We start from the raw sequence: 15553 nt of genomic DNA on the forward strand, positions 1-15553 counted from the left end.
GTCAAAGGCCCGTATCCGCAAGTTCGAGGAACTGCAGAACGCGCAGGACAATCGCCCGATCAGCAAGGCCCAGATCGTCATCCAGGTGCCCGAACGCCTTGGCAGCAAGGTGATCGAGGTCAACAATGTCTCGAAGGCTTACGGCGACAAGCTATTGTTCGACGACCTGTCATTTACCCTGCCCCCAGGCGGCATCGTCGGCGTGATCGGCCCCAACGGCGCGGGCAAGTCCACGCTGTTCAAGATCATCACCGGCAAGGAAGTGCCCGACAGCGGCACGATCGAAATCGGATCGACCGTACACCTCGGCTTCGTCGACCAAAGCCGCGATCACCTGGACCCGAAGAAGAACGTCTGGGAGGAAATCTCCGACGGGCTCGATTACATGACGGTCAACAATCAGGAAACCAGCACCCGCGCCTATGTCGGCGCGTTCTACTTCAAGGGTGCGGACCAGCAGAAGAACGTTGGCAAGCTCTCGGGCGGTGAACGCAACCGCGTCCATATGGCCAAGATGCTGAAAGCCGGCGGCAACGTGCTGCTGCTCGACGAACCGACCAACGATCTCGACGTCGAAACGCTGGCCGCACTGGAAGACGCCATCGAAAACTTTGCTGGCTGCGCCGTGGTCATCAGCCACGACCGCTTCTTCCTCGATCGCCTCGCCACGCACATCCTTGCCTTCGAAGGCAACAGCCACGTCGAATGGTTCGAAGGTAACTTCGCCGCTTATGAAGAAGACAAGCGCCGCAGGTTGGGTGACGCTGCGGATCGTCCGACGCGCTTGGCCTACAAGAAGCTGACGCGCTGAGGATACTACAGGCCGGGTCTGGCGGATGCGCTGACCCGGCCCTCGCTTCTTTTTCCGACGTTCTTTCCTCGCCCCAATTCACTCCGTCATCCTGAACTTGTTTCAGGATCCATCGTGCCGTTTCAGCCGGAACCATGGGATAGGCGCTTGGGGTGCCGCCCGCACCCCTCCGAACCCTCCGTGCGCGCGGAGGAATGGATCCTGAAACAAGTTCAGGATGACGGCGGCTGGATGAGGGCATCTGGTGGTCAGAAGTTAACGCCAGCCTCCGCGTTTCCCCCTGGAATACGACTCGCACCGCCAGAGAATTCCCCCAACCTTTCCTACATCGCCGGGATTTGAGACAAGCAAACCACGCTCTTTCTCACTGTCGGTCGAAGTTTCGTGCACACGCTGGAAAACGGCTATGTGTCACCTAAATTCCAATCAACTGTCTGATTTTCAACCCAGAAATCAGGGTGACACATTTACCCGATCTGTCACCTCTGTCACCTTTTGCTCCAGGCCGCCTTCATAAAACTCCGCCCAAACCTGAACGGGAAGCTGGCAGTCCCATTCAGCCTGTCGAAAGTAGGGAACCGTTAACCCCTCAACAGTGGACGCCGCGAAGGGTCGCGGTGCTTTTTGATCTGGAGATCGGCCATGGCCGTGAAGCATTTCCTTAAATCGAGTGGTTGGGCCGCGCTTGCGGTTGCAGCTGCCGTGGCTTCGCTCCCGGCTTCGGCCGAAGCGCAAGAACGCGGCTGGGGTCGTCGCGGCGGTGAAGCCGCCGGCAACGTCAGTGGCGGCACCTCCGAAGGTGGTCGCCAGTGGGGCGGCGGCAATCGTGGCGGCGGTGACGGCGGTGGCCGTGCCCAGCGCCAGCAATCGGCTCCGCAGGCACAGGCGCAAGTCCAGGTGCAGGCACCGGCAGCGGCCCCTGCCCAGCAGCAGCGCAGCTGGAACGGTGGTGGCCGTACCAGTGCTGAGACAACCAGCACCCCCAACTGGCGCGGCCGTTGGCAGGCACAGGCGCAGCAGGCTCCCCAGGCTCAGGCCAATTCGCAGGCTGACGCTCAGACGCGCGGCAGCTGGAACGGCGGCGCGACGCAGGGTCGTCGCGGCTGGAATGGCGGCGGACAGGCCACCACGCAGACCGCTCCGCGTGCGGAAAGCCAGTGGAACGGCGGCAATTCGCGCCGTGACGGTGACCGCTATGGCACGGCTCGCACAGAGCAGCGTCCGGCCCAAACCACCCGTCAGACTGACGGTCGCAACTGGCGCGATGGCAACCGCGATGGGCGCACGGAAACGTGGCGTGACGATCGCCGCGGTGACACCTATCGCAACAACAACTCGTGGCGTGACAACAATCGCTGGGGTGCAAACAACAACACCAACCGGCGCTGGGACCGCGATTGGCGCAGCAACAACCGGTATGACTGGTATTCATACCGCAACACCAACCGCAACGCCTTCCGCATCGGCTATTACAACGCGCCGTACCGGGGCTATTCCTACCGCCGCCTGTCGGTCGGCTTCTTCATGGACAGCCTGTTCTTCGGGTCGAGCTACTGGATCAACGATCCCTGGCAGTACCGCCTGCCTGAAGCCTACGGTCCCTATCGCTGGGTTCGCTATTACGATGACGCCCTGCTGGTCGACATCTATACCGGCGAAGTGGTCGACACGATCTACGACGTGTTCTGGTAAGCCAGTCCCGGTTAAGTCCTCCGGTTGAGTGGACCGGAAAAGGAGGGCCTTCGTTCGCAGATGAACGGGGGCCCTTCGTCCGTTTGTTCTTGCCCTTCGCGCAGGCCGCGATAGGCAGTCTTTGAAATCAATAGCATGACGAATGGGCGATGGATCCCGCACTCGAACCTTACAACAATGCTCCGAACCCGGACAAACAGGCGCTGAAGCGAGTCGGGCAGATCGTCCGTCGGCGGCTGGCGGCCGATCCGGGGGCACAGAAGTTTCCGGTCGAAGGCGCGGAAATCTATGGCATCACCGATTTCCTCGGGCCCGAGGAATGCGACCGCTTCATCAAGATCGTCGATGACAATGCGCGGCCTTCCACGCTGTATGAACACGGGCAGGACAGCGAATTTCGCACCAGTTATTCGGGCGATGTCGATCGCGGTGACGCCTTCGTCAAAATGATCGAGCGGCGCATCGACGATTGCCTGGGCATGACGCCAGCCTTTGGCGAGGCCGTGCAAGGCCAGCGCTATACGGTGGGTCAGGAATTTCGCGCCCATAACGACTGGTTCTGGACAAAGGCCAGTTACTGGGACGGTGAGGTTGTCCGCGGCGGGCAACGCAGCTGGACGGCGATGATCTATCTCAACGATGTTGAGGAAGGCGGCACAACTGACTTCGTCCGCCTTGGCCTGTCGATCCCGCCGCAGCGCGGGGTCATGCTGGTGTGGAACAACGCGCTGCCCGATGGCACGCCGAACATTGATACACTGCACGCCGGTATGCCGGTGATCAGGGGGGTAAAATACGTGATTACCAAATGGTACCGGACGCGCCGATGGGCGTGAAAACAGGGGTAGCCCTCGCGCTAACCGCCGCGCTGATGGGCTCTCTTGCCACCGCCGCGCTGGCGCAGGACGTGCCCCAGCTGGCCGCTGCTCCGGTGGCGACCGCCAGTCTGCCGGACCGCAGCGATGACCAGAAGCTGATGCTGCTGTTCGCACAGGACGCCAAGCGCGACCGGGCCAACTCCCCGCTGCAGGCGATCTATCGCGGCGAACAGGCAGAACCGGCGCTGATCAGTCAGATCTTCACCGACGCGCTTGACCGCCGCCGGCTTGCCGCCGCGAAGCAGAGCCTGGCCGCGCTGAGCCGGATCAACCGCAGCCGGCTCAGCGCGGAACGGCAGATTTCGTACGACATCTTCCTCGGCGATACGCGCACGTCGATCGATTTTCTCCAGCCGGAAACCCGGGCCCTTACCGCCGTCCGCCCGCTGACCCATTTCGGCGGGCTTCACGTGGAATTTCCCTCGCTGATTGCCGGCAACCTGCCGTTCAAGACCGAGGCGGATTACCGCAGCGCGCTGGCTATCGAAAAAGTCGTGCCCAAGGTGCTCGACACCGCAGTGCTGCGCTTTGGCGAAGGGCTGGACAGCGGAGTGGTCGATTCAAAGTTGACTACGACAAATATGATCGCGCAGATTGACGCCCTGCTGGCGCAGAAGCCGGAAGAATCGCCGTTCTACGCGCCCATCCGCGACATGCCGAAGACGATTCCCGAGGCTGTGCGCGGCAAGTTGGCGGCCGATTATCTCTCCGTGATCCGCAGTGAAATCTACCCCGCCTACCAGCGCTTGCGGACCTTCCTGGCCGAGCAATACCTGCCCGCCGCGCGCATCCAGCCAGGCATTTCGGCGATGAAGGGCGGGCCAGCGCTCTATCGCAAGATGATCAAGCTCCACACTTCGCTGGCTCTCGATCCCGAGGAAGTGCACCAGCTTGGGCTTGGCGAAGTCGCCCGTATTCAGCGCGACATGGAAAGCGTGAAATCGCAGCTCGGCTACAGTGGCAGCCTGCGCCAGTTCTTCGACGTGCTGCGCACCGATCCGCGCTATCACCCCAAGACCCGCGACGATCTGGCGCGCGGTTTCGCCGCCATCGCCAAGACGGTCGAAACACAAATTCCGCTTTATTTCAACAAGGTGCCCAAGACCCGGCTCGAGATTGAGGCCTACCCCGCCTACCGCGAAAAGTACGAAGCCGGCGGTTCCTACAACCAGGGTTCGGCGGACGGCACACGGCCCGGCGTGTTCTTCTACAACGCCTATGACCTGCCCAGCCGCTTCCTCACCGGAATGGCGACGCTTTACCTGCACGAAGGCGCGCCGGGGCATCATTTCCAGATCAGCCTGGCGCAGGAGAATACCGCGCTTCCCGATTTCCAGCGCTTTGGCGGCAATACGGCCTTTGTCGAAGGCTGGGCGCTCTATGCCGAGACACTCGGCTATTCGATGGGGCTCTACAAGGACCCGATGCAGCACTGGGGCACGCTGGACGACGAAATGCTGCGCGCCATGCGCCTCGTGGTCGATACGGGCCTACACGCCAAGGGCTGGAGCCGCGAACAGGCGATCGATTACATGCTCGCCAATTCCGGCATGGGCCGCACCGATGCCACGGCGGAAGTCGAACGCTACATCGCTTGGCCGGGACAAGCGCTCGCCTACAAGGTGGGCGCATTGACCATACAACGCCTGCGCAAGAAGGCCGAAGCCGCACTTGGGCCAAAATTCGACCTGCGCGCCTTCCACGAACAGGTTCTCGGTTCGGGTGCGCTGCCGCTGCCAGTGCTGGAAGCGAAGATCGACCGCTGGATCGCGGCAGGCGGCTAAAGCATCTCGTCGCAGAAATCCGGTTTCGCTAACCGGGGGGTAACCAATCGCTCCTAGTTTCCCTGTCACGGGTACGTGGAGAATGACGAGTGGATTCCATCACCATCGACGGGCAGCACGAGGATGCTTTCCGCCAGTCGATCGAGGACATGCTGCGGCGCGGTCTTGCCGACGACGCGGCCCTGCACCTGCGCACGCTCCTGCAGCCGTTCACGGGTGAAGGCGCGCCGTTTCCTGGGCGTTTCATGGCGGTATCCCACGAAGATATCGAGATTTCCGGCTGGGAGGCTCTCGACGAAGGGCTGAAGAAATTCGACCGCGCAGAACAGCCGGTGACGTCCATCTGCCTGTCATTCGGCGATCCCGAAGGCCGCGCGCCAAAGCCCGATGGTGCCGGCCTGATGAGCCTGCCGGTTGAAACCGCCTATTTCTCGGACGAGGCCTTTCCGTTCTCCGAATCGGACCGCAACGATCTGCTTGACGGCTATTCCTCGTTCGGCTGCCAGTGGGCGGGCGATTGCGAAGGCGTCGATCATGCCATCGCCTTTCGCGGCGTGGACGACCTCTATGGCGCGCTGGCCCAGCTGGAGCAGCACCTGCTTTCCAGCGAGACCCCCGACCCTGACGAGATCCGCGCCGGCACAATTGCCTCGTGCTACCTTTCGGTCCTGTTCCACAAGGCACTGCGCGACAGTTTCGCCAAGCGCCGCATGGGCCGCCCGCTTTGCGTGCTGACCGCGAATAACGGGGTCTACCCCTCGTTCGACGCCCCCGTGCTGAGCTGTGACGAATATCTCGCTGGCGGCGAAGTCGTGGCCATTGCCGCCGCCGCGCCGCCCCCGATGGTTGCCGAGGATAGTCTGGCCCCGGCGCACCAGCCGAGCGAAGACGAAGAAGGTGCCGAAGAGGCCAGCCTGCTCAGCATCGGCATCAAGCGCGCCGCCAAGAAGCCGGTACTCGCACTCGCCGAAGGCGAGGATAGCAGCAGCATGGACGAGATGATGGCCAGCGCCGCGCTGGGTGTCGCTCCGCCACCGCCACCAAGCCAGCCTACTCTGGCCGACGATCCGTTCGATTACCGCCCCTATCTTGAGCCGCAGCAGCCTGCGGTCGACGACGTATTCGAAGACCCCGCAAGTTTCGTCGAGATTGCAGCCGAAGCCGAGGAGGAACTTCCCGAGCCAGTGGCCGAACCAATGGCGGCCGAGGAAACGCCCGCCGATCCTGCCGAGCTGGAAGTGGCTGATGCCGTGGACAGCGCCCCGGTCGAGCCCGCCCAGTCGGTGGTGGATTTCGCTACGGTTGTGGACACCGCTCCAGCCGAGCCGGATGCTCCTGCTCCGGTTACATCAGACGACACGAAGCCCAACCCGACCGTCCAGGCAACCATTGAGGAACTCATCAAGCCGCGGCCAGCCGCTCTGACGCCTGAGCAGATCAAGGAAGGCTACAAGCCGTGGGCGGTCACGCCTGACAATGAACGGCAAATGGGGGATACGGTCTGGCCCGAACGCGAGGAAAATCCCGCCGTCCGCGCCGAGGATATTGCGCCGTTCGAACCTGATCTGCCGCCGCCGCCTCTGCCGCCACGCGAATTCGCTCCGCAGGCCGGCCACAGCCTGCGCGCGAGGATGATCAGCGGCGGTGAGGCTCCTGCCCCGATGCCGGAAACGCGCCCCTCGTTCTGGAGCAAGCTCATCGATCGGCTGTTCGCCCTGTTCCAGCGCCGCTGAGGTAGCGGCGCCGCAAGTCAGGCTGCGAGGGCCTCGGCGATCAGAAGGCGCGTGTTTGCGACCCCGTAAAGCGCAATGAAGCTGCCCATGCGCGGCCCCTGGCTCGATCCGAGCAAGGTTTCGTAAAGGCACTTGAACCAGTCGCGCAGGCCCTCGAACCCGTAGTCCGGGTTCTTGCCGATCTCGTAGACCATGTTCTGCAGCTCTTCCGCGCTGGCGTGATCACCTGCCGCAGCCAATGCGGCATCAAGCGCCGCCAATGCCGCTGCCTCGCCGCCCTCGGGCTTGCGACGGGCAAGCGTCGGCGCGACGAAATCGCGGTTGTAGGCCAGCGCCGAAGTGACCAGCACGTCGACCTGCGGATGGGCAACGGGCCGCGCATCCGCGACATAATTCGCAAGGTACGACCAGACCTGTTCGCGCGTCGCGTTCGGCCCCAGCACGCCGACAAGATTGAGCAGCAAGCCATAAGTCACCGGCAGGCTATCGCCCGCGCCCGGAGTCCCCGCGGAGGCGGGGACCTCATGAGTTTGCGCGCTAATGCCTGAGGTCCCAGCCTTCGCGGGGGATCGCTGATTGGCGCGCAGCAAGTGCCACACCGGATTACCGAGTTGCTGTTCGATCGGCTGATCGGCCAGCTTTTCGCGGAACTGCCAGTATTCATCGACCGCGCGCGGCACCACGCCGACATGGAGCGACTTGGCGCTCTTCGGGTCGCGGAACAGGTAGAAGCCCAGGCTTTCCTCGCTGCCATAGGTCAGCCACTGATCGATGGTCAGGCCGTTGCCCTTCGACTTGGAAATCTTCTCGCCATTCTCGTCGAGGAACAGTTCGTAGATCAGGCCTTCCGGCGGTCGGCCGCCCAGCGCGCGGGCAATCTTGCCGCTTTCGCGCACGGAATCGGTGAGATCCTTGCCGCACATCTCGTAATCGACGCCCAGTGCGACCCAGCGCATCGCCCAGTCGACCTTCCACTGCAGCTTTGCTTGTCCGCCGAAGATGCAATGATCGACCATGTCGCCATGATCCTCGAACCGGATGATCCCGGCTTCGGCATCGACGACCTCGACCGGAACCTGCAGCACCTGATGCGTGCGGGGGCTTACCGGCAGGATCGGCGAATAGGTCTTGCGCCGTTCCTCGCGCAGCGTCGGCAGCATTATGTCCATGATCCCGCCGAAATTGCGCAGGACACCGCGCAGCGCCTCATCGAAGGCACCCGAGTTGTAGCGATCGGCAGCCGAAACGAATTCATAGTCGAATTCGAAGCGATCAAGGAAATCGCGCAGCATCGCGTTGTTGTGGTGCGCGAAGCTTTCGTACTTGTTGAACGGATCGGGAATCCGGCTGAGCGGATGGCCGAGGTAAGCGGTGAGTAGCCCCTGATTGGGCATGTTATCCGGCACCTTGCGCAGGCCGTCCATATCGTCACTGAACGCCACCAGCCGCGTCGGGGCGCCGCCAGTCAGCGTTTCATAGGCCCGGCGCACCAGCGTGGTTCGCAGCACTTCCTGAAATGTGCCGATGTGCGGCAGGCCCGAAGGGCCATAGCCGGTCTCGAACAGCACCGCCGCGCCACCGGGTTTGCCTTCCGGGAACCGCTTGATCAGCTTGCGGGCTTCCTCGAAGGGCCAGGCCTTGGAAACCTTGGCGGCGGACAGGAGTGCATCTTCGGTCATGGGCACGGCCTTTCGCGGACCCACGCGGTTTTCGCAAGTGCGAAGTCTGGTGCCAGTCGCCCGGAAAATCGACGAACTGCGCACCTGAACCGCCAAATCGGCTTGGACGAACAGGCCGCAACGGCTAACCGCGCCGCTCGATAAAAAGCCCGAACAAGGGCGGCCGCTTCGGCATTTCTCGAGTCGCAAGGTAATACGTTGTTCAAATGGAAGAAATCGTCCGCCGATCCGGTGGACCTGAGCCTGCTTGCCCGAAAACTGATTCACTACCGCCAGATGCGCAGCGAGTTTTTCGCTGACGAAGCGATCAGCGCCGGGGGCTGGGACCTGCTGCTGCACCTTTATGCCGCGCCTGGCGATAGCGCGCCGATCACGGTCTCGTCCGCCGCGCGGTCACTAGGCCTTTCCAATGGGATCGTGATAAGCGCGCTTGAACGCGCCTGCCACTTCGGCTTTGCCGCACAGGGCGACTCACCGGGAAACTGGGAGCATATTCAGGTGTCGCTGACCCCGGCCGGCCGTGCAGCAATGGAAGGCTATCTCGGCAAATTCGCCGATAATTGCCAGCCCGCCGCCGCCTGAAACAGCGGAAGCGGCTTGCCCTCTGTTCCATTTCCGTTCTAATCCGAGATCATGAGTCCCCTGCCCCTTCCCGCGATCCACGCCAGCCATTCGGGCTGCTGGCTGCGCGATGGCGCGGGAACCACGCGCGGGGCAGCAAAGGGCGAGGCGATCATGGCGGCGGCCGATACGCCGCTGATCATGCTCAACGCGCCGCTGGTCGCCAGCCGCTTGGGCTATCCCGACCTGTCGGGGCTCGACCTGCTCGAACTGTTCGCTTTCATCCACCCCGCGCAGTTCATCGTGCCGACGCCCAAGGGCATCGCTCATGCCCTCGGCCTGGCTGAACCAGCGAGTGACGACGGAGTGCCCGCCCTGCTCCAGCTTGCCGCCGGAACGCTGCTGGCGCGGTGCGAGGAGCCGGCGTGGAAAGAGCGTGACGGCGCTTGGTCTGCGCTGCAATCGCTTGCCCGCCTGCGTTGGCCGTGGGCGCCTCTGCTCGCCCCGCGCATTGCCAAGCCCGAACGCGCCGAGCGCGGGCTGTTCGGCAAGCTGCCCGAATGGGAGGAAGCGCCCGAGCGCCCGCAACCGGCGCAGGTTTCGCTGGGGCCTGAAGAAGTCGCCGCACGGCTGGCAGCGCTGACCGGCAGCGGCGCCGAAGTGCGCGCCGGTCAGCAGGCCTATGCCGCAGAGGCCGCGCGAACCTTTGCGCCGCGCCAGAAGGAAAACCGGCCGCACGTCCTGCTCGCCCAGGCGGGAACCGGCATCGGCAAGACGCTGGGCTATCTCTCGCCCGCCTCGGTGTGGACTGAGAAGTCAGGCGGCACGGTCTGGGTTTCGACCTATACCAAGGCATTGCAGCGCCAGCTGCGCCGCGAAAGCGCAAGGGCATGGCCCAGCCAGCGCGCCGATGGCAGCCAGCCGGTGGTCGTGCGCAAGGGGCGCGAGAATTACCTGTGCCTGCTCAACCTTGAGGACGCGCTGCAAGGCGGATTCAATGGGCGCGCGGCGATCATGGCGCAACTGGTGGCGCGCTGGGCGGCCTATAGCCAGGACGGCGACATGATCGGCGGCGACTTGCCCGGCTGGCTCGGCACGCTGTTCCGCCAGCGGGGCATCGCCGCGCTGACCGACCGGCGCGGTGAATGCGTCTATGCCGGGTGCCCGCATTACCGGAAATGCTTCATCGAACGCTCGGCGCGCGCCTCGGCGCAGGCTGACCTCGTGATCGCCAACCACGCGCTGGTCATGGTCAATGCGGCGCGCGGACGTGACCATGCGCAGCGGCCGACGCGGTTGGTGTTCGACGAAGGCCATCATGTGTTCGAGGCCGCCGATTCCACCTTTGCCGCCGCGCTGACCGGCACCGAGCTGATCGAACTGCGCCGCTGGGTCATCGGCCCGGAACGCGGATCGAAGGGCCGCCGCCGTGGCCTCGCCGCGCGGCTTGCCGATCTTGCCAGCTATGACGAGGCCGGCGGAAAAGCCATCGCCGCCGCCCGCCACGCCGCCGAGGCCCTGCCCGGTGACGGCTGGCTGCAGCGGCTGAATGACGGCATGCCCTCCGGCCCGCTCGAGGACCTGTTGCAGGCCGTTCGCACGGTGACCTATGCCCGCGACGAAAGCGGCGGGCAGGAAGCCGGCTATGGGCTGGAGACCGAGGCGGCGCAGCTCGACGGCCCGTTCAACGAGCTCGCAGGTGCCGCCCAGTCCGCGCTGGCTGATATCCGCAGCCCGCTGATCCGACTTGGCGTGCGGCTTGAGGCTATCCTTGCCGAACCGCCCGACTGGCTCGACGGATCAGGCCGTGCGCGAATCGAAGGCGCACGCGCTTCGCTGGCATGGCGGGTTGATCTGATCGGTGCGTGGGAAGCCTTGCTCGAACGGCTCGGCGGACCGGCGGATCCGGAATTCGTCGACTGGTTGGCCGTCGAACGCGGCGATGCCCGCGAATTCGATGTCGGCATACATCGCCGTTACCTCGATCCGATGAAGCCATTTGCGCGGACCGTGCTGGAGCCCTCGCACGGCGTAATGGTCACTTCGGCCACCCTGCGCGATGGGGATGACTGGCAGGCGGCGATTGCCCGGTCGGGTGCGAGCCACGTCGATGTCCAGCCGCACCTGTCGCTCAGCGAGAGCCCGTTCAACTACGCCGATCAGGCCGAGGTGATCATCGTTACCGACGTGCCCAAGGGCGACATATCGGCGCTCGCCGGGGCCTATTCACGGTTGATAGAGGCATCGGGCGGCGGAGCGCTAGGGCTGTTCACCGCGATCCGCCGCCTGCGCGCGGTCCATGGCCGCATCGCCGACCGGCTCGCCCGCGCGGGCCTGCCGCTTTACGCCCAGCACGTCGATCCGATCGACACCGGCACTTTGGTCGACATCTTCCGCGATGATCCGCGGTCGAGCCTGCTCGGCACCGATGCGCTGCGCGACGGGGTCGACGTGCCCGGCCATTCGTTGCGGCTGGTGATCATGGAGCAGGTGCCGTGGCCCAAGCCATCGATCCTGCACCGCGCGCGCCGCGCGGCCAATGGCGGTTCCGCCCATGACGACCGCATCATCCGCGCCCGGCTGGCGCAGGCCTTTGGCCGGCTGATCCGCAGCAGGCAGGACCACGGCGCTTTCGTCGTCCTCTCCGCCGCCTTCCCCAGCCGCTTGCTCTCCGCCTTCCCGCCAGGCACCCCGATCACGCGGCTGACGCTCGACGAGGCCTTGCACCGGGTAGCGGCGCGTGCTTCAGGCGTATCGGTGCCCACCGAAACCGCGAGCGAGTGACCGTCCGCCGATGAAGCTGCCGTCATGAAACTTTTAGGCCTGTTCCGCCACGCCAAGTCTGATTGGCACGACGCCAAGGCGCGTGACTTCGACCGCGGGCTGAACGCGCGCGGCCGCAAGGGCGCGGCACTGATGGGCAAGCACATCGTCGAGCACGGCATGAAGTGGGAACAGATCATCGCCTCCCCTGCCGTGCGCGTGGCCGAAACTATCGAGCTTGCCGCCAAGGCTGCGGGCCGCGAAGTGCCGGTAATCTGGGACCGGCGCATCTACCTCGCCAGCTCGGTGATCCTCACCGAAGTGCTGCACGACCTGCCAGACAGCGTGAACAAGGCCATGATGGTCGGCCATAATCCGGGGCTTGAGGACCTGATCTTCGACCTCGTCCCCGATGACGGCACCTGCCCGCTGCGCGCCAAGGTGGAGGACAAGTTCCCGACCGCGGCCTATGCTGTTCTCGAATGCGATATCGATAGCTGGACTGACCTGCACGACGGCTGCGCGAAGCTCGTCTATCTGATGCGCCCGCGCGATCTAGACCCGGAACTGGGTCCGGAACCGGCGGACTGGTGAGCTAGTCTTAGCCACCTTCACCCCAATCCCCACGCTCCGTCATCCCCGCGCAGGCGGGGATCCATGTGCCCACGCCTGTGCAAACCACCGTCGATTGCACTGGCATCCGCCGATGGACCCCACCTGCGCAGGGATGACGGACAAGTGTTGCGACGAAACTCGGTTTTGCTGGCGAGCGATCAGACGGCCAGCGCCGCAGCGAGGCGGTTGCGGATATCCATCAGCGCAGCGACGGGAACGCCGCTGCCCGATGAAACCGGTGCCGGTGCCACCGGCGCGGCGGCAGGTGCCCGTTCAGCCCCCGCCCCTTTGCCCGAAAGCACCGCCTTCGCGCCCTTCAGGGTGTAACCTTCCTTGTGAACAAGCCGATCGATCGATTCGACCATCGCCACGTCCTCAGGCCGGTAATAGCGCCGTCCGCCGCTGCGTTTGAGCGGCTTCAGCATCGGGAACTGTTCTTCCCAATAGCGCAGGACATGCTGGCGAATGCCGATCGCCTTGGCGACCTCGCCAATTGTCCGCAGCGCATCGGGCGCCTTGCGGGCGTCGAACTGGAGAGCCCCCTCGTCGCTCATCAGCCGGTAACGCGTTCCTTGAGAAGCTGACTTGCGCGGAAGGTCATGACCCGCCTGGGTGTGATCGGCACTTCGACGCCGGTCTTGGGATTGCGGCCGATCCGCTGCGCCTTGTCGCGCAGAAGGAAGGTCCCGAAGCCCGAGATCTTGACGTTTTCGCCGTTGGCCAAGGCATCGCTCATATGACCGAGGATGGATTCCACCAGCCCGAGCGATTCCGCTCGTGAAAGTCCCATCTTCCGGTTGATCGCGTCAGCCAGGTCTGCCCGAGTTAAAGTGCTCATGGAGCGCATCTGCTCCTTTCCCCCTCAATAGCGACCCCCGTGAGTCGGGACGATAATGAACCGTAGGAAAATTGCAACGCAATCGCTTGGCCTTGCGCAAGAAAATACGCCAGATGACCCTGTCCGGACGACAATTTACATGCGGACCAGGCTGGCGCCCCAGGTAAAGCCGCCGCCCATCGCTTCAAGCACGATCAGTTGGCCCGGCACGATCCGCCCGTCACGCACCGCGGCGTCCAGCGCCAGCGGCACCGAAGCGGCCGAGGTGTTGGCATGGCTGTCAACCGTCATGATCACGCGGTCCATCGGCAGGCCGAGCTTTTTTGCCGTGCCTTCGATAATCCGGGAATTGGCCTGATGCGGCACGACCCAGTCAATCTCGGAGGCCTGTGTGCCTGAGATTTCGAGCACTTCGCGCAGCACGTCGGCAAGATTGTTGACCGCGTGCTTGAACACCTGATTGCCGGTCATGCGCAGTTTGCCGACTGTCCCCGTGGTTGAGACGCCGCCATCGACGAACAGCAGTTCGTTGTGTGCGCCGTCCGCGTGGAGCTTGGTGGCAAGGATGCCCGGAGCATCGGGATCGTCGCTTGTCCGCGCTTCGAGGACTATCGCGCCGGCACCGTCGCCAAACAGCACGCAGGTGCCGCGATCATCGAAATCGAGCAGGCGGCTCATCGTTTCGGCGCCGATCACCAGCGCCTTGCTGGCCATGCCGGAACGGATCATCGATTCGGCAACGCCGAGCGCATAGAGAAAGCCCGAGCACACCGCCTGAACGTCAAAAGCCATGCCGCCATTGCAGCCGAGCGCGGCCTGCACCGTGGTGGCAGTGGCCGGGAAGGTCTGGTCCGGGGTGGTCGTGCCCAGCACGATCAGGTCGATTGCGCTGGCGTCAATGCCGGCGGCTTCAATCGCCTTGCGCGCCGCTGCCGTGGCGAGCGTCGAGGTGGTTTCGCCTTCGCCGGCGAAATAGCGGCTGCGGATGCCGGTGCGAGCGGCAATCCATTCGTCGCTGGTATCGACCAGCTGTGCCATCTCGTCGTTGCCTACGCGCCGCGCCGGCAGGGCCGATCCGGTGCCGGTAATGACAGCGCGCAGTGTCATTCTGCAGAATCCTTGGCTGCAGCACCCTTGGGGGCGCGGCCATTGCCCAGCCCGTGGGCACCAAGCTTGGCGAGATCGCCGGAAATGCGTTCGATGAGGTTTTCCTCAAGCAGGCGGGCGGTGACATGCACCGCGTTTGCCACGCCCAGCGCCGAGGCCGAGCCGTGGCTTTTCACGACGATGCCGTTGAGACCGAGGAACACCGCGCCGTTGTGGTTGTTGGGATCAAGGTGGCCGCGCAGCAATTCGGTCGCCGGACGCGAGACCAGGAAGCCAAGCTTCGAGCGCAGCGAAGAGGTAAAGGCACGCTTGAGCAGATCACCGACGAAACGGGCCGTGCCTTCGACCGCTTTCAGCGCAATATTGCCGGAAAACCCGTCGCTCACCACCACATCAACATCGCCGCGGCAGATCTTGTCTGCCTCGGTGAAGCCGTCAAAGGTCAGTTCCAGGCCCTGCGCTGCCAGCTTCAGCTGGCCTGCGGCATCGCGCAGTGATTCGGTGCCCTTGTTTTCCTCAGTGCCGATGTTGAGCAAACGCACGCGCGGTGATTCGAGATCGGTGACGATCCGCGAATAGGCCGCGCCCATGATGGCAAACTGGACGAGATTGCGCGCATCGCATTCGGTGTTGGCGCCAAGGTCGAGCATGATGACGTCGTTGTCGCCCAGCGTCGGCAACAACGCGGCGAGCGCGGGCCGGTCGATCCCCGGCATGGTGCGCAGCGCGAGCTTGGAAATCGCCATGAGTGCGCCGGTATTGCCGCCGCTGACAGCGGCCCCGGCCTGTCCGGCCTTCACGGCGTTAACCGCCATGCCCATCGATGTGTGCTTGGCCCGGCGCAGCGCCTGGCTGGGCTTTTCCTCACCCGAAATGGTTTCGGGCGCGTGGAGGATTTCGGATGCAGCCCGCAGATTCGGGTGGTTTTCAAGCGCTGCCTTGATGTGCGTTTCATCGCCCACCAGCAGGAACTTGAAACGATCGTGGCGACGGCGAGCAAGCGCCGCGCCCTCAACCATGACGCGCACGCCTTCATCGCCGCCCATCGCGTCAATTGCGATACGCGGCAGGCTCATGCGATCAGATCCCCCG

At 64.1% G+C, this 15553-nt stretch carries 13 protein-coding genes; 8 read left to right on the forward strand and 5 right to left on the reverse strand.

Translation table 11 applies throughout. The annotated features are described in order from the left end of the window. The 5 genes from RMO89_RS17295 to RMO89_RS17315 all read left to right on the forward strand — a co-directional run. Window positions 1-811, forward strand: an 811-nt coding sequence (locus tag RMO89_RS17295; protein WP_310534691.1) for an ATP-binding cassette domain-containing protein, incomplete at its 5' end; no start/stop codon positions are given. 642 nt (window positions 812-1453) lie between these two features. Beyond that, window positions 1454-2503: an RcnB family protein gene (locus tag RMO89_RS17300; RefSeq protein ID WP_310534692.1), complete on the forward strand. Its 1050-nt coding sequence runs from the start codon at window positions 1454-1456 to the stop codon at window positions 2501-2503. A gap of 149 nt (window positions 2504-2652) precedes the next feature. Continuing rightward, the gene (locus RMO89_RS17305; protein ID WP_310534693.1) at window positions 2653-3339 is read left to right on the forward strand and encodes a 2OG-Fe(II) oxygenase; all 687 of its coding nucleotides are present in this window, start codon (window positions 2653-2655) and stop codon (window positions 3337-3339) included. Next, window positions 3330-5165: a DUF885 domain-containing protein gene (locus tag RMO89_RS17310; protein WP_310534695.1), complete on the forward strand. Its 1836-nt coding sequence runs from the start codon at window positions 3330-3332 to the stop codon at window positions 5163-5165. Before RMO89_RS17305 ends, RMO89_RS17310 begins: the two co-directional genes overlap by 10 nt. Before the next feature lie 89 nt (window positions 5166-5254). Beyond that, on the forward strand, window positions 5255-6898 hold the full coding sequence (locus RMO89_RS17315) for a hypothetical protein (RefSeq protein WP_310534696.1): 1644 nt from the start codon (window positions 5255-5257) through the stop codon (window positions 6896-6898). Window positions 6899-6915: 17 nt separating this feature from the next. Here RMO89_RS17315 and RMO89_RS17320 read toward each other — a convergent pair whose 3' ends face one another. Continuing rightward, window positions 6916-8577, reverse strand: a complete 1662-nt coding sequence (locus RMO89_RS17320) for a lysine--tRNA ligase (RefSeq protein WP_310534698.1) — start codon at window positions 8575-8577, stop codon at window positions 6916-6918. A 198-nt stretch (window positions 8578-8775) separates the two neighbouring features. On the opposite strand from RMO89_RS17320, the gene RMO89_RS17325 reads away from it, so the two are divergent. The 3 genes from RMO89_RS17325 to RMO89_RS17335 are packed head-to-tail and all read left to right on the forward strand — an operon-like array spanning window position 8776 to window position 12495. Next, the gene (locus RMO89_RS17325) at window positions 8776-9159 is read left to right on the forward strand and encodes a MarR family winged helix-turn-helix transcriptional regulator (protein ID WP_310534699.1); all 384 of its coding nucleotides are present in this window, start codon (window positions 8776-8778) and stop codon (window positions 9157-9159) included. A gap of 51 nt (window positions 9160-9210) precedes the next feature. Then, entirely contained in the window at window positions 9211-11922 is a 2712-nt protein-coding gene (locus tag RMO89_RS17330) for an ATP-dependent DNA helicase (RefSeq protein ID WP_310534701.1), read from the forward strand. A 24-nt stretch (window positions 11923-11946) separates the two neighbouring features. Further along, on the forward strand, window positions 11947-12495 hold the full coding sequence (locus tag RMO89_RS17335; protein WP_310534703.1) for a histidine phosphatase family protein: 549 nt from the start codon (window positions 11947-11949) through the stop codon (window positions 12493-12495). 179 nt (window positions 12496-12674) lie between these two features. Here RMO89_RS17335 and RMO89_RS17340 read toward each other — a convergent pair whose 3' ends face one another. The 4 genes from RMO89_RS17340 to plsX all read right to left on the reverse strand — a co-directional run bounded on the left by RMO89_RS17340 (window position 12675) and on the right by plsX (window position 15537). Continuing rightward, window positions 12675-13070: a MerR family transcriptional regulator gene (locus tag RMO89_RS17340; protein WP_310534704.1), complete on the reverse strand. Its 396-nt coding sequence runs from the start codon at window positions 13068-13070 to the stop codon at window positions 12675-12677. Then, entirely contained in the window at window positions 13070-13363 is a 294-nt protein-coding gene (locus tag RMO89_RS17345; protein ID WP_310534706.1) for an integration host factor subunit alpha, read from the reverse strand. Before RMO89_RS17345 ends, RMO89_RS17340 begins: the two co-directional genes overlap by 1 nt. A gap of 126 nt (window positions 13364-13489) precedes the next feature. Continuing rightward, entirely contained in the window at window positions 13490-14461 is a 972-nt protein-coding gene (locus tag RMO89_RS17350; protein ID WP_310534707.1) for a beta-ketoacyl-ACP synthase III, read from the reverse strand. Then, window positions 14458-15537, reverse strand: a complete 1080-nt coding sequence (gene plsX, locus RMO89_RS17355) for a phosphate acyltransferase PlsX (protein ID WP_310534708.1) — start codon at window positions 15535-15537, stop codon at window positions 14458-14460. Before plsX ends, RMO89_RS17350 begins: the two co-directional genes overlap by 4 nt. Window positions 15538-15553 lie beyond the last annotated feature (16 nt).

The sequence above is a fragment of the Novosphingobium sp. genome, from assembly GCF_031424035.1.
GTDB lineage: Bacteria > Pseudomonadota > Alphaproteobacteria > Sphingomonadales > Sphingomonadaceae > Novosphingobium.

Excerpts from the sequence above, each read along its gene's own strand:
- RMO89_RS17340 (WP_310534704.1), bottom strand. The coding sequence starts at position 13,070 with ATGAGCGACGAGGGGGCTCTCCAGTTCGACGCCCGCAAGGCGCCCGAT.
- RMO89_RS17305 (WP_310534693.1), top strand. The coding sequence starts at position 2,653 with ATGGATCCCGCACTCGAACCTTACAACAATGCTCCGAACCCGGACAAA.
- RMO89_RS17350 (WP_310534707.1), bottom strand. The coding sequence starts at position 14,461 with ATGACACTGCGCGCTGTCATTACCGGCACCGGATCGGCCCTGCCGGCG.
- RMO89_RS17335 (WP_310534703.1), top strand. The coding sequence starts at position 11,947 with ATGAAACTTTTAGGCCTGTTCCGCCACGCCAAGTCTGATTGGCACGAC.
- RMO89_RS17345 (WP_310534706.1), bottom strand. The coding sequence starts at position 13,363 with ATGCGCTCCATGAGCACTTTAACTCGGGCAGACCTGGCTGACGCGATC.
- RMO89_RS17310 (WP_310534695.1), top strand. The coding sequence starts at position 3,330 with ATGGGCGTGAAAACAGGGGTAGCCCTCGCGCTAACCGCCGCGCTGATG.
- RMO89_RS17330 (WP_310534701.1), top strand. The coding sequence starts at position 9,211 with ATGAGTCCCCTGCCCCTTCCCGCGATCCACGCCAGCCATTCGGGCTGC.
- RMO89_RS17300 (WP_310534692.1), top strand. The coding sequence starts at position 1,454 with ATGGCCGTGAAGCATTTCCTTAAATCGAGTGGTTGGGCCGCGCTTGCG.
- plsX (WP_310534708.1), bottom strand. The coding sequence starts at position 15,537 with ATGAGCCTGCCGCGTATCGCAATTGACGCGATGGGCGGCGATGAAGGC.
- RMO89_RS17320 (WP_310534698.1), bottom strand. The coding sequence starts at position 8,577 with ATGACCGAAGATGCACTCCTGTCCGCCGCCAAGGTTTCCAAGGCCTGG.